13 protein-coding genes are annotated in these 13,617 nt (G+C 67.0%); 9 read left to right on the top strand and 4 right to left on the bottom strand.

Annotation, left to right across the window (positions count from 1 at the left end; genetic code table 11):
- The first annotated feature begins 4 nt into the window (after nt 1-4).
- The 3 genes from BUR28_RS05670 (at nt 5) to BUR28_RS05655 (ending at nt 1,762) form a co-directional block, all read left to right on the top strand.
- Complete coding sequence (locus BUR28_RS05670; protein WP_083626469.1) at nt 5-181, top strand: DUF2256 domain-containing protein; 177 nt, start codon at nt 5-7, stop codon at nt 179-181.
- A gap of 26 nt (nt 182-207) precedes the next feature.
- Nucleotides 208-984: a gamma-glutamyl-gamma-aminobutyrate hydrolase family protein gene (locus BUR28_RS05665; protein WP_074219237.1), complete on the top strand. Its 777-nt coding sequence runs from the start codon at nt 208-210 to the stop codon at nt 982-984.
- A gap of 343 nt (nt 985-1,327) precedes the next feature.
- Nucleotides 1,328-1,762 (top strand): BLUF domain-containing protein, encoded by a 435-nt coding sequence (locus tag BUR28_RS05655; RefSeq protein WP_074219235.1) that lies wholly within the window; start codon nt 1,328-1,330, stop codon nt 1,760-1,762.
- Here BUR28_RS05655 and BUR28_RS05650 read toward each other — a convergent pair.
- On the bottom strand, nt 1,759-2,196 hold the full coding sequence (locus tag BUR28_RS05650) for a GNAT family N-acetyltransferase (RefSeq protein WP_175566907.1): 438 nt from the start codon (nt 2,194-2,196) through the stop codon (nt 1,759-1,761). The two genes, BUR28_RS05655 and BUR28_RS05650, sit on opposite strands and share 4 nt — an antisense overlap.
- Before the next feature lie 98 nt (nt 2,197-2,294).
- The gene (gene kynU, locus BUR28_RS05645) at nt 2,295-3,488 is read right to left on the bottom strand and encodes a kynureninase (RefSeq protein WP_074219234.1); all 1,194 of its coding nucleotides are present in this window, start codon (nt 3,486-3,488) and stop codon (nt 2,295-2,297) included.
- A 183-nt stretch (nt 3,489-3,671) separates the two neighbouring features.
- Between kynU and BUR28_RS05640 the strand changes: the two genes are divergently transcribed.
- The 3 genes from BUR28_RS05640 (at nt 3,672) to BUR28_RS05630 (ending at nt 7,279) form a co-directional block, all read left to right on the top strand.
- The gene (locus BUR28_RS05640) at nt 3,672-4,127 is read left to right on the top strand and encodes a methyltransferase family protein (protein ID WP_175566906.1); all 456 of its coding nucleotides are present in this window, start codon (nt 3,672-3,674) and stop codon (nt 4,125-4,127) included.
- 128 nt (nt 4,128-4,255) lie between these two features.
- Complete coding sequence (locus BUR28_RS05635) at nt 4,256-5,830, top strand: Re/Si-specific NAD(P)(+) transhydrogenase subunit alpha (protein WP_074219233.1); 1,575 nt, start codon at nt 4,256-4,258, stop codon at nt 5,828-5,830.
- A 15-nt stretch (nt 5,831-5,845) separates the two neighbouring features.
- Nucleotides 5,846-7,279: an NAD(P)(+) transhydrogenase (Re/Si-specific) subunit beta gene (locus BUR28_RS05630; protein ID WP_074219232.1), complete on the top strand. Its 1,434-nt coding sequence runs from the start codon at nt 5,846-5,848 to the stop codon at nt 7,277-7,279.
- Nucleotides 7,280-7,395: 116 nt separating this feature from the next.
- Here BUR28_RS05630 and BUR28_RS05625 read toward each other — a convergent pair whose 3' ends face one another.
- Nucleotides 7,396-9,267, bottom strand: a complete 1,872-nt coding sequence (locus tag BUR28_RS05625) for an extracellular solute-binding protein (RefSeq protein ID WP_074219231.1) — start codon at nt 9,265-9,267, stop codon at nt 7,396-7,398.
- Between the two features lie 143 nt (nt 9,268-9,410).
- Between BUR28_RS05625 and BUR28_RS05620 the strand changes: the two genes are divergently transcribed.
- Nucleotides 9,411-10,697, top strand: a complete 1,287-nt coding sequence (locus BUR28_RS05620) for a DUF3422 family protein (protein ID WP_074219230.1) — start codon at nt 9,411-9,413, stop codon at nt 10,695-10,697.
- On the opposite strand, the gene BUR28_RS05615 is transcribed toward BUR28_RS05620, so the two are convergent.
- Nucleotides 10,660-11,709: a YeeE/YedE family protein gene (locus BUR28_RS05615; RefSeq protein ID WP_074219229.1), complete on the bottom strand. Its 1,050-nt coding sequence runs from the start codon at nt 11,707-11,709 to the stop codon at nt 10,660-10,662. The genes BUR28_RS05620 and BUR28_RS05615 overlap by 38 nt on opposite strands.
- 339 nt (nt 11,710-12,048) lie before the next feature.
- Between BUR28_RS05615 and BUR28_RS05610 the strand changes: the two genes are divergently transcribed.
- Together BUR28_RS05610 and BUR28_RS05605 are read left to right on the top strand one after the other, a co-directional pair.
- Nucleotides 12,049-13,215, top strand: a complete 1,167-nt coding sequence (locus BUR28_RS05610) for a M20 aminoacylase family protein (RefSeq protein WP_074219228.1) — start codon at nt 12,049-12,051, stop codon at nt 13,213-13,215.
- 102 nt (nt 13,216-13,317) lie between these two features.
- The gene (locus BUR28_RS05605) at nt 13,318-13,584 is read left to right on the top strand and encodes a hypothetical protein (RefSeq protein ID WP_074219227.1); all 267 of its coding nucleotides are present in this window, start codon (nt 13,318-13,320) and stop codon (nt 13,582-13,584) included.
- The last annotated feature ends 33 nt before the right edge of the window (nt 13,585-13,617 follow it).

Below are 13,617 nucleotides of genomic sequence, written 5' to 3'. Positions count from 1 at the left end.
GAAAATGCGCCGCAAGGCAGATTTGCCGACCAAGACCTGCGCCTCCTGCGGCCGGCCCTTTGCCTGGCGCCGCAAATGGGCGAAGGACTGGGACAGCGTGCGGTTCTGCTCCGTGCGCTGTCGCAGGGGGCGTCTGCATGGGACCGCCCCTTCACCCGCGTCGAAAAGCCCTATATCGTGAGGCGAACTCCAGTCACGAGGACCTTCATGACGCGCCCCCGGGTTGGCATCATCGGCAACCAGTACCTGATCAATGACCAGTACCCGGCCCATGCCGGGGGCACGATGAATGCCGAGGCGGTGGCCGAGGTCGCGGGGGCGATGCCGCTGCTGATCCCCGCCGATCCTCGCTTCGTGACGGTGCCGGAACTGCTGGACAGCTTCGACGGCTTCCTGTTCACCGGCGGGCGGCCCAACGTCCACCCCGAGGAATACGGCGAGGCCGCGACCGAGGCGCACGGCGCCTTCGACCGGGCGCGAGACGCTATCGCGCTGCCGCTGATCCGTGCGCTGGTGGATCGCGGTCAGCCCTTCTTCGCGATCTGCCGCGGCTTCCAGGAGGTCAACGTGGCGATGGGTGGCACTCTGCACCCCGAAATCCGCGACCTGCCGGGACGGTTGAACCACCGGATGCTGCCCGACGGCACGCTTGAAGAGAAATTCGCACTTCGCCACAAGGTGACGCTGACCGAGGGCGGTGTGTTCCACCGCATCCTCGGGGCGACCGAGGTGATGACCAACACGCTGCACGGGCAGGGGATCAAGACGCCGGGCCACAGGGTGGTCATCGAGGGCTTGGCTCCCGACGGCACGCCCGAGGCGATCCGCATCGAGGACGCCCCTGGCTTCGCGTTGTCGGTGCAATGGCACCCCGAATACAAGGCCGCCTGCGACCCAGTCTCGCGCCCGCTGTTCGAGGCGTTCGGCCGGGCCGTCGCGGCGTGGGCGGGTGGTGAGCGCGCGGCGGTCTTGCGCACGGCCTGACAAAAGGTCCGCCTCTGGCAGCAAGGCCCGGTTAACCCCTCAGACGATAGGGTTCTCCGACCGGAAATGATTCTCCTCGCGTCGTACAATGCCGACGCCGGGCGGGAGCGCCTCTTGATCCAGGCCATGGTGTCAATGATGCAAGACACAAGAAGAGACCTCTTTCCGTCGAGCACCGTCGCCGCACCCGTCCGGCAACGGGGGGCGCTGAACGGCCGTCGCCGATCCTTGAACAGCGGGTGGTTGAGGCCGCAACGGGCGATCGCATGAAATGGTCGGCGCGCTCGCCCACCCGACGTGTGACTTCCCGGAGAATCCCGGAGGACCCAGAGTAGGCAGTCCCATGGAACTTCATTTCGTTTTGTATCGCAGTGCCGCCCGCAAGCCACTCGACGAGAAGACGGTGGTCGACATCCTCGCGCAGAGTGTGCGCAACAATCCCAAGGAGGGATTGACCGGCTTCCTGCACGTCGATCGGGGCTGTTTCCTGCAATACCTCGAAGGGCCGAGCGGTCCCCTGACGCGCATGGTCGCCCGCATTCAAAGGGACCGGCGGCACAAGGGGTTCATGATTCTGGCTCGGGGCACGATCGACGAGCGGTTCTTCCCGGATTGGGAAATGGGCCAGATTTCCGACGAGAACCTGCCGAGCGACGGTATCCTTGCCGACCGATCCTGGCTGCAACCACGCCCCGATATCGACCCCTTGCCGCTGATCCGCGCCTTCGCGGCCCATGCCGGTCAAAGGGACAATCTCGAGATCGGGGAAATCGACTAGTCCGAGGCGGGGCGTCCTTGACTGGCGAGACCTGCCCCGACCGTCCGTTCCATTCGGAAATTGGTCAGCGCCACGCCGTTCCGGATCACGCTCTGCCGTCCGGTTTCACACCAGCCGCGCCGCGCTAAGAACGGGCGGGCGACGAGGCTCGCCTCGGTTGTCAGCATGTCGAGTCCGGCATCGCGGCCGGCATCCAGTACCGCGGCGTGAAGGGCGCTCCCGACACCCCGGCCCATGTGGCTGGGGGCGACGTAGGCAAATTCCAGATGACCGTCGGGGGCCAGCGTCATGAAGCCGAAGAGCCGGCCGCGCGCCTCGGCCAAGATCGTCGTGGCGGCGAGCAGGCGCTGCTCCCAGCCCGGCACGGGGTCGGGCGAGGGCGCCCACGCCGCGCGCTCTTCGGGGCCGTAGGCGCCGGACGTTCCCTGATGCACCGCATCGTAAAGCACCCGGTAGGCGGCTGCGCCGTCGCCCCGGCGCGCCCGGCGCAGACGCGGCCGGGTCAGGTGACCGCCGCGCGGACGCGGCCGGGTCAGGTGACCGCCGCGCGGACGCGGTAAGCGGGCGCGTCCCAAAGCCGGTTCTCCATCACCTCGCCGAGGATTTCCGCGGCCCGCACGATTTCGGCCTCGCCGATGTAAAGCGGCGCGATGCCGAAGCGCATGATGTCGGGCGCGCGGAAATCGCCGATCACGCCGCGCGCGATCAGCGCCTGCATCGCGGCATAGCCCTCGGCAAAGCGGAACGACACCTGGCTCCCGCGAAGGCTGGGGGCGCGGGGCGACACGAGGTTCAGGTCGGGGCAGCGCGCCTCCACCTCGGCGATGAAGCGCTCGGACAGGGCGACGGACCGTGCGCGCAGGGCCGCCATGTCGACCCCCTCCCAGATGTCGAGTGCAGCCTCCAGCGCGGCCATCTGCAACACCGGCGGCGTGCCCACGCGCATCCGCGCGATGCCCTCGCCCGGACGATAGCTTTGCTCGAAGGCGAAGGGTGCCGCATGGCCGAGCCACCCCGAGAGGGCGGGGCGGGCGGTCGCGGCGTGGCGGGGCGCGACATAGAGGAAAGCGGGTGCACCTGGGCCGGCGTTGAGATACTTGTAGGTGCAGCCGGCCGCGAAATCGGCCCCCGCACCGGCCAAGTCCACGGGCAGGGCGCCTGCCGAATGCGCCAGATCCCAAAGCGTCAGCGCACCCGCCTCATGCGCGGCGCGCGTCAGGCGCGCCATGTCGTGGCGCCGCCCGGTGCGGTAATCCACCTCGGTCAGCATCAGCACGGCGACATCGGGGCCAAGATGCGTTTCGACCTCCTCGGGGGGAGCGGTGACCAGCTGATGACCGCGGCCCAGCGTATCGATCAGCCCTTCGGCCATGTAAAGATCGGTCGGGAAGTTGCCGGTATCGCTGAGAATGACCCGTCTGTCGGGGCGCATCTCCAGCGCGGCGGCGAGCGCCTGGTAGACCTTGAGCGACAGCGTGTCCCCCACCGTCACGCAGCCCGGTTCTGCCCCGATCAGGCAGCCGAGCCGGTTGCCAAGACGAGCTGGTTGGGCCATCCAGCTCGCGTCGTTCCACCCGCCGATCAGCATCTGGCCCCATTCGTCGCGCACCGTTTTGGCGATGCGCGCCTCGGCGGCCTTCGGCAGGGGGCCCAGGGAATTCCCGTCGAGATAGATCACGCCCTTGGGGATATGAAACAGCGCGCGGGTGGCGGTGAAGTCGATCATCGGTGCGGCTCTCCTCGGTCGGGAGAGGTTTGCCCGTTACGCAAGACGATGCAAGACCCGCCTTCGGGCTTGCCTGCCCGCGCGGTGGGCGCGTAAATCGGCAAAGAGAAATCCGCAAGCGGGCCTGGGAGATGCAAAATCGCCCAGCGTGTTGCAGGACGGTCGCAATCGCCGGAGACCAGCGTGAAGGGCCCTTTGCACTATGTCGAATTGCCGCCGATCTGGCTGGCGCTTTTCGCCGTCGCGGCTTGGGGGCAGGCGCAGGTTCTTCCGCTCACGCTGCTCGGGCGGGTGGGCGACGCGGTCGGCATCGGGCTGGTCGCGGCGGGGCTTGCCGTGTCGGGCTGGGCGGCGGTGCATTTCTTGCTGGAGCGCACCTCGCTCATCCCGCGCGAGACGCCGGATAAGCTTGTCACCACGGGGCTTTACCGATTTTCGCGTAACCCGATCTACCTTGCCGATACGGCGATCCTGACGGGGCTGGTCCTGATCTGGGACGCCGTTCCGAGCCTGGTTCTCGTGCCGGTCTTCATGAAACTGATCGAACGGCGCTTCGTCCGCAAGGAGGAGGCGGCGATCCGCGCGCGATTCGGCTCCGAGTTCGACGCCTACTGCGCGCGGGTCCGCCGCTGGATATGAGCCGCGAGGCCGTTGGAATCCAAAAGCTTGGCGAGTCGCTTGTGAAACTTAATTACGCGGTGGTATGAGACTGCGACCTGACGCGGGGCCCGATCGGGCCCCGTCGCCTGAGAGAGGGGACAGACAACGTGAAGATCGGCGCACCCAAGGAGATATTCGAGGGCGAGGCCCGCGTGGCCATGACCCCGGACAGCGCGCTCCAGTTGCAGAAGCTGGGCTATGACTGCCTGATCGAGACCGGCGCGGGCGAAAGAGCCGGTTTCAAAGACGGGGCCTACGAGAAGGCCGGTGTCGAGATCGTGCATTCCGCCGCTGCGCTCTGGCAGGCGGCGGACATCGTCGTGAAGGTGCGCGAGCCTTCGGAGGCTGAGGTGGGACATCTGCGCAAGGGCCAGACGCTCATCAGCTTCTTCTGGCCGGCGCAGAACGAGGCGATGCTGGAGAAATGCAAGGCTGCTGGCGCCAATGTCATCGCGATGGACATGGTGCCGCGGATCAGCCGTGCGCAGAAGATGGACGCGCTGTCCTCGATGGCGAACATCGCCGGCTACCGCGCGGTGATCGAGGCGGGCAACAATTTCGGCCGTTTCTTCACCGGCCAGGTGACCGCGGCCGGCAAGGTCCCGCCCGCCAAGGTGCTGGTCGTCGGTGCAGGCGTTGCCGGGCTTGCCGCCATCGGCACCGCGACCTCGCTCGGTGCGATCACCTACGCGTTCGACGTCCGTCCCGAGGTGGCCGAGCAGATCGAGTCGATGGGCGCGGAGTTCGTCTATCTCGATTTCGAGGAGGAAACCCAGGATGGGTCGGAAACGGGCGGCTATGCCAAGCCGTCCAGCCCCGAATTCCGCGAAAAGCAGTTGGAGAAGTTCCGCGAACTGGCGCCCGACGTCGACATCGTCATCACCACCGCGCTAATTCCCGGCCAGCCCGCGCCCAAGCTCTGGACCGAGGACATGGTCCAGGCGATGAAGCCGGGGTCGGTCATCGTCGACCTTGCCGCCGAGAAGGGCGGCAACTGCGAATTGACCAAGCCCGACGAGAAGATCGTCACGGAGAATGGCGTGACGGTCGTGGGCTACACCGACTTCCCCAGCCGCATGGCGACGCAAAGCTCGACGCTTTACGCCTCGAACGTCCGTCACATGATGACCGACCTGACGCCCGAGAAGGACGGCAAGGTCGTGCATGACATGGAGGACGACGTGATCCGCGGTGCGACGGTGACCCACGAGGGTGCAATCACCTATCCGCCGCCACCGCCGAAGGTGAAGGCGATCGCATCCGCGCCCAAGAAAGAAAAGCCCAAGGAACTGACGCCAGAAGAGAAGCGCGCGCAGGAACTGGCGGCGTTCCGCAAGCAGACGCTGACCCAGGTCGGGCTGTTGGGCGTGGGCGGTCTGGCCCTTCTGGCGGTTGGCCTTGTGGCGCCGGCCAGCTTCATGCAGCACTTCATCGTCTTCGTACTGGCGGTCTTCGTCGGCTTCCAGGTGATCTGGAACGTCAGCCACAGCCTGCATACGCCGCTGATGGCGATCACCAATGCGATCTCGTCGATCATCATTCTCGGTGCCTTGATGCAGATCGGGTCGGGGTCCGTGCTGGTTATCGTGCTTGCCGCGCTCGCGGTGTTCATGGCCGCGATCAACATCTTCGGCGGCTTCCTCGTGACGCGGCGCATGCTCGCCATGTTCCAGAAATCGTAAAGGGGGGTGGCGACAATGGATTTCGGTTTCACCACGGCGGCCTATGTGGTCGCGGCTGTTCTCTTCATCCTCGCGCTGGGGGGGCTGTCGAACCAGGAAAGCGCCAAGCGCGCGATCTGGTACGGCATCGTCGGCATGGCCACCGCGGTCGTCGCGACGTTGACCGGGCCGGGGCTGTGGCTCTGGCCGCTCTCGCTGATCCTGATCGCGGGTGGCGCGGTGGTCGGCTACCAACTCGCCACGCGAGTGCAGATGACGCAGATGCCCGAACTCGTGGCGATCATGCACTCGCTGGTGGGGCTGGCCGCCGTGTTCGTCGGCTTCAACGCAGACTTGGAATTGAACCGGGTGCTGGCGATGGACGACACGGCGCGCGAAGCGCTGAAGGGCTTTGCGGCGATCGTGGCCAAGAAGACTCCGGTCGAGATCAACATCCTGCGCGTCGAACTGGTGCTGGGCGTCTGGATCGGGGCCGTGACCTTCACCGGCTCGGTCATCGCCTATGGCAAGCTGGCCGGTCGCGTGGATTCGGCTGCCAAGAAACTGCCAGGCGGGCACATCCTGAACGCGGCGGCGGCGCTGGCCTCGCTGGTGCTGGCCGTGTGGTACTTCCAGGGCGGCGGCTTTCTGGCGCTGTTCCTGATGACGCTGTTTGCGCTGTTCATCGGCTATCACCTGATCATGGGGATCGGCGGCGCCGACATGCCGGTGGTCGTGTCGATGCTGAACTCCTATTCGGGTTGGGCGGCCGCCGCGATCGGCTTCAGCCTCGGCAATGACCTGCTGATCGTGGTCGGCGCGCTGGTCGGCTCTTCGGGGGCGATCCTCAGCTACATCATGTGCCGCGCGATGAACCGGCATTTCGTCAGCGTGATCCTGGGCGGTTTCGGAGGCACGGGCGGCCCCGCGGCGGATGTCGAGGGCGAGATGATCGCCATCGATGTCGAGGGCGTGGCCAACGCGCTGGAGGATGCCGACAGCGTTATCATCGTGCCCGGCTATGGCATGGCGGTGGCACAGGCGCAGAACGCGGTGTCGGTGCTGACTGAGCATCTGCGCAAGGAAGGCAAGTCGGTGCGCTTCGCCATTCACCCGGTGGCGGGCCGGCTGCCGGGGCACATGAACGTGCTGCTGGCCGAGGCCAAGGTGCCCTATGACATCGTGCTGGAGATGGACGAGATCAACGACGATTTCCCCGACACCGACGTGGTGATCGTCATCGGCTCGAATGACATCGTGAACCCCGCGGCGCAGGAAGATCCGAACTCGCCCATCGCGGGGATGCCGGTGCTCGAGGTTTGGAAAGCCAAGCAGGTCTTCGTGATGAAACGCGGCAAGGGCACGGGTTATTCCGGCATCGAGAACCCGTTGTTCTTCCGTGACAACACGCGGATGTTCTACGGCGATGCACGGGAAAGCCTCGACAAGCTCCTCGGCCACCTGCGCTGATCCGACCGGTTCGACAAGTGCGACGCCCCGCCCAAGCGGCGGGGCGTTCGCGTTTGAGCATGGGGGTGTTCCGCCCGGCCGTCATGTCCGGGTCCGGCGGCCGTGCAAGGCCGCCGCTAGCGCAGCGCCCCGGCCGCGCGCAGGGCTTCGTACTTGCCCCGGTCCCACCACCAGTAATCCGTGCCCCGGTCGTAGGGCGGCTTCTCCGCGGGCTTGCCGAACACGTCCCAGTAGGCGAGCCAGTGCGATCCCTTGAACCAATTCGGCACCCAGATGTGCTGTGCCCGCAGCACTCGATCGAGCGCCTTGACCCGCGTCCGCAGCGTGTCGCGGTCGGGGGCGGCGATCACTTGCTTGATCAGCGCGTCGACCACCGGGTCCTTCAGCCCCGACAGGTTATTGGCCCCCGGCGCATCGGCGCTTTCGCTCGCGAACAGCGTGCGCAGTTCCAGCGAGGGACTCAGCGGCAGCACGAAGCGCGCAATGGTTATGTCGTAGTCGAATTCTTCCTGGCGCTGCTGCATCTGCGCGGGGTCCACCTGCACATGGACAGCCTCGATGCCCAGCCGGGTGAGGTTCTCGATATAGGGCAGCACGATCCGCTCGAAGGCCGGGCTGTCGGAGACGAATTCCACTCGCAGGGGCTCGCCATCCGCGTCGCGGCGCCGCCCGGCGTCATCGACGCGGTATCCCGCCGCGTCGAGCAATCCCCCCGCCTCGCGCAGCATCTCGCGGTCGAGATTGCGCGCGGCACTCAGAACCGGCGGCGTGACCGCGGGTTCCGTGAAGACCGCCTCCGGCAAGCGGTCGCGGAATTGTTCGAGCAGCGCCAGCTCATCACCCTCCGGCAGCCCCTCGGCCTGCATGTCCGAGTTCTCCCAGAAGCTGTCGGTACGCTCGTAGAGCCCGTAGAACAGCATCCGGTTCGACCATTTGAAATTGAACATCATCGCGATCGCCTGGCGCACCCGCGGGTCGGTGAATTGCGCGCGGCGCATGTTCATCCAGAATCCCTGCGCCCCCGAGGGACGGTCGTCGCCGATCACCTCGCGCTTGATCCAGCCCCGGTCGATGGCGGGGAAGTCGTAGTTCGTGGCCCAGAGCGCCGATGTGAATTCCTCGTGGAACAGGTAGGTGCCGGCCTTGAATGCCTCGAAGGCGGAGGTGTTGTCGGCGAAATACTCGTAGATGTAGCAGTCGAAATTGTTCTTGCCGACATTCGCGGGCAAGTCCGTCGCCCAGTACTCGGGGTTCCGGCAATAGGTGATCGACCGCCCGGCATCGACCTCGTCGACCACGTAGGGCCCCGAGCCAAGCGGCGGATCGAGCGTCGATCGGTCGAAAGCCACGGTGTCGTAATAATGCGCGGGCAGGATCGGCACCTGTCCCACATCGGCAATCAGGTCGCGCATCGCCGCACCCTCGGCGAAGTCGACCCGCACCTCGGTAAGCGACAGGGCGCTTGCCCCGGCCACGTCCTTAAGCCGGATCCGATAGGCCGGTGTGCCCTGGGTCTTCAGGGTCTCCAGCGTAAAGACGACGTCTTCGGCTGTCACGGGTGCGCCATCGGCAAAGCGGGCGTCGTCGTGCAGCCTGTAGATCACCCAGGAGCGGTCCTCGGGATAGGTCACCGTCTCGGCCAGAAGGCCATAGACGGCATCCGCCTCGTCATACGCCCGGACCAGCAGCGTGTCGTAAAGCCGCTCAAGGCCCTGGGCTGGCTCTCCGGCCAGGACGAAAGGGTTGAGGCTGTCGAAGGTGCGCGAGGCGCCGGTCCCGCGGAAGCTCATCGTTCCGCCCTTCGGCGCCGCGGGGTTCACATAGTCGAAATGCCTGAAATCGGACGGGTATTTCAACTCGCCGAAGGCGGATATGCCGTGGCGGGTGACGGTCGCGGCCTCGTCCGTGCCTTGGCCGGTGACCGATCCCGGTCCGGCAAGCGACACGGCGAGGACGGCGGTGAAGGTCAGTCGGGCGGGCGCGGACATGTTTCTTGGGCCTCCGGAGATCGGGTTGCCGAAGGGTAGCACAGCTTGCGCGTGGAAAAAGGCGCGCGCCCTGCCGCGTTTACAAACCGTCTGCATGCGCTAGAGGTTGAGCGTGGACCCCTAGTCATGCGAGAGCCGCACCCATGGCCCCGATCCAAGACCATCCGCTGCGCTACATGCTCGCCAACGAGCTGCACGCGCGGCCGTTCCCCGAGTTGCAGGTGCCCTGCCACGCGGCCTTCCTCGCGATCAAGCCACCCAGTGACGCGCTCAATCGCGACCGAGATGCCGACCGCACCCATCTGCTGGATCTGCTCGACCGGTTCGGCGCCCAGCATCCCAAGCCGGGCGACACCCATTTCTTCGGGCCGATGGGTCGCTACAAGATCAAGTGGGAAAGCCACGCGGAATTCGTGACCTACACGATCTTCGCCCCCGGCGTGGCCGAGCGCCCGTTCGATCCGGCGGCCTGGGAGGTGTTCCCCGAGGACTGGCTGGAAAAGGCAGCGGGCGCGCGGCTGACCTCGGCGCTGATCCGGGTGGAGCAGTTGCGCGAGGGGCGCGACGACATCGACCAGCGGCTGTCGGAGTGGTTTGTGCCCGACAGCCTGACGGCGGCTTCCATCCTCGATGACGCGGGCATCATGGCCACCGATTTCCGCATCGATCCGGGCGGGCACATGCGCTTTGCCGTCTTCGCCCGGCCGGGCACGGGCGCGCGGCGGGTGGGCCGGATCGTGCAGCGGCTAACCGAGATCGAGACCTACAAGGCGATGTCGATGCTGGGCCTGCCGCGCGCGCGACAGCTCTCGGAGCGGCTGAGCGAACTGGACCCGCAACTGACCGAACTCGTCGGCGAGATGAGGGTCGGCCACCGCCAGCCCGAAGATACCCTGAAGAACCTGCTCGCGGTCTCGGCCGAACTGGAAAGCCTGCTGGCGCAGACCGCCTTCCGCTTCTCGGCGACAGCGGCCTACGAGGCGCTGGTGCACCAGCGCATCGAGGTGCTGCGCGAAGAGCGCTACGGCCACCGCCAGACCTTTCGCGAATTCATGATGCGGCGCTACGACCCCTCGATGCGCACGATCAAGTCCACCGAGGCGCAGCTCGACAGCATGACTCGGCGAGCGGTGCGTGCGGCGAACCTGTTGCGCACCCAGGTAGACGTGGAACGGTCGGCCCAGAACCAGAAGTTGCTGGAAAGCATGAACCGCCGGGCGGATCTGCAATTGCAGCTGCAACGCACGGTCGAGGGGCTGTCTGTCGTGGCGATCAGCTACTACGCGGTCAGCCTCGTCTCTTACATGGCTTTCCCCGTGGCCGAGCGGTTGACCATGTCCAAGGGAATGCTCACCGCGCTGCTGACGCCCTTCGTTGTGGTCGGCGTCTGGTTCATGGTGCGGCAAGTCCGGCGCGGACTGGAGAAGTGAGGAGCGCTTCGGTGGCGCGTGCGCCCGCGGCGATGGCACCCAGCGCGATGAAGGCCGCGAGCCCCAGGGTCGGCACGCCCGAGAGCCCCGCGCCGACCGTGCAGCCGCCCGCCAGAACGCCGCCCACGCCCATCAGCGCCGCGCCGGTCAGATAGCGGCCGGTCTGGGCCGGGCTCTTGAAGCTCTGCCACCGGAACCGGCCGCTCGCGCGCGCGCCGGCCATGGCGCCGAGAAGAACGCCGCCGATAAGGCCCACGCCGAATCCCGGCTTCAGGGCTGTGGCCGCCATCGCCCAGAAGACCGTATCGGCCGCGGGCGCGGTGAAGGCGAGCGCCTCGAACGGGATCGGGTCGAAATCGTCGCGGAGGACGACGCCCGTGCCGAGCCACGCGGCGGGCACGAGAAGGCCGAGCAACAGGGCCAGGACCAGGTGCCGGCGGGGCGCGCCAGACCGGACGGCCATCGCCAAGGCGGCGCCCGAGACAAGCGTCGCCCAGAGCAGGGGGCCGCCGGGCAGGGCGCCTAGGCTTGCCACGCCGACCGGCAGGGTGGGCTCGGCGAGCGTCGTGCGCAGTGGCGCCAGCGCGCCCTTCAGCGTGGCCTGCGCGACGACGGCGAAGACGATCAGCACCAGCGCCGCGCGCAGGTTGCCCGAGCCGGTCAGCACCGTCAGCCGGGACACGCAGCCCCGAGTCAGCACCATGCCTGCCCCGAACATCAACCCGCCGACCAGCAACGCGAGAAGCGGCAGTTCGGAGGACAGCAGCCGGTGCCCGTCGAAGGACACCAGCTCCGCCGCGACGACGGCCTGCGTGCCCAGGACCGCAGCCGCGAGCGTAGCCATCCAGATGCCGAGGGCGGGGCGGCGCGTTTCGGCCGGGCCGATCACGGCGCGGCGGAAGCAGAAGCCCGTCGCCTCCGCAAGCAGGCCGAACATGAGGCCGAGGACCAGGCCAAGCCACGGGGCAAGGTCGGGGGCGGTGACGGTCTGGAAACCGAAAGTCTCGAACATGGGCGGGTCCTCCTGTCGTGCGCTGACGTGACCTGCGCCGCGCACAGCGCGAGATCAAGGAGCGGGCGTGTTGGGCGCGCGGTCCGGTTCCGAAGAAGGTTCCGCACTGGGCGCGGTGTGGCAGACACCGGCCCGCCATGGAGCCGCCGGCAGGATGGCCGCGCCCTTTGATGCAACGGCGCGAGACGGGCGTTCTTATTTGGATCCAGCGCCATGGGCGCGCCGCCGCTTGACCTTCTGCGGCGCCAGGCTCACCTTGTGGCCTCTAGTCCACCCGCCTGTGCCGCGCCCGGTGCGGTTGTTTCTGCGCCGCCCCGGCCGTTCCGAGGAGAAAGCCCGATGCCCGTCAAGAACCGCCTTGCAGAGATGCAGGACGAGATCACCGCCTTGCGCCGCGACATCCATGAGCACCCCGAGCTGATGTATGACCTGCCGCGCACCTCGGCACTGGTGGCCGACAAGCTGCGCGCCTTTGGCTGCGACGAGGTGGTGGAGCGGATCGGCCGCTGTGGCGTGGTGGGCGTTATCAATGGCAAGTCCGACAGCCGCGGCCGCGTCATTGGCTTGCGTGCCGACATGGACGCGCTGCCGATCCTCGAGGCGACCGGGCTGCCCTATGCGTCGAAACACAAGGGCAAGATGCATGCCTGCGGCCATGACGGGCATACAGCGATGCTTTTGGGCGCGGCGCGCTACCTGGCCGAGACGCGGAATTTCGACGGCACCGCGGTGGTGATCTTCCAGCCCGCCGAAGAAGGTGGGGCCGGGGGCAAGGCCATGGTGGATGATGGGCTGATGGATCGCTTCGGCATCGAAGAAGTCTACGGGATGCACAACATGCCGGGGCTTCCGGTGGGCAGCTTCGCGATCCGCACCGGGCCGATCATGGCCGCGACCGACGATTTCGACATCGACGTGATCGGCAAGGGCGGCCATGCCGCGAAACCGCACGAGTGCATCGACACGACGCTGGTGGCTTCGCATATCGTCGTGGCCCTGCAATCCATCGCCTCGCGCACGATCGATCCCCTGCGGCAGGTCGTCGTCTCGGTCTGCACCTTCCGCACCGAAAGCGAGGCGTCGAACGTGATCCCGCCGCGGGTGCTGCTGCGGGGCACCGTGCGGACTCTGGAGGAGAAGGTGCGCCAGACAGCCGAGGCCCGGCTGAAAGAGATCGTCGCGCATACCGCCCGGGCCTTCGGTGCGCGGGCCGAGATCGACTATCGGCGCGGCTACCCGGTGACCGAGAACCGCCCCGCCGAGGCGGAGTTCGCCGCGACCGTGGCCGAGGCGGTGGCCGGAAGCGTAAATCGTGACGTGGCGCCCATGATGGGGGGCGAGGATTTCAGCTTCATGCTGAACGAACGCCCGGGCGCCTACATCTTCCTCGGCAACGGAGACACCGCCATGGTGCACCACCCCGAGTACAATTTCTCGGATGAGGCGATCCCCTTCGGATGTTCCTGGTTCGCCGAAATCGTCGAAACGCGGATGCCGGCGGCCTGAGGCCACGCGCGCCCTGCGCCGATCAGGCCACTGGAGCGGGCATGCGCCTTGCGTTAGTCTTACGCGGCGCGCGAAATGGCCAATCGCGAAAGGAAGCGGTCCATGACTGGCCCGAAAGACCCCCGGTTTTTCAAAAGCCTGATCGAGGCCGACCGCCTCGTGACAGATGTCCGATGGAACCTGAAAGAGCGCGGCTGCACGCCGTTCTCGGATTTCTTCGGGGTGTCGGCGCTGACGTGTACCGCCCCGCGCGCGGCCCTGACCTGCCGCCGAACGCCGCTGTCGTCGCTGATCCACCTGCCGCTGATCTGGCGCCGCCGTTCGAGGACCCGGCTCTGGACGGGCGCACGCCTGTTGTCCTGGCGTTGAGTGCGGACTCTTCGGCCGTTTTGGGCCCGTGGC

This window comes from Rhodovulum sp. ES.010, assembly GCF_900142935.1.
GTDB lineage: Bacteria > Pseudomonadota > Alphaproteobacteria > Rhodobacterales > Rhodobacteraceae > Rhodovulum.
Note: the sequence above shows the minus strand (reverse complement) of the source record. Positions and strands in the feature narration are given on the sequence as shown.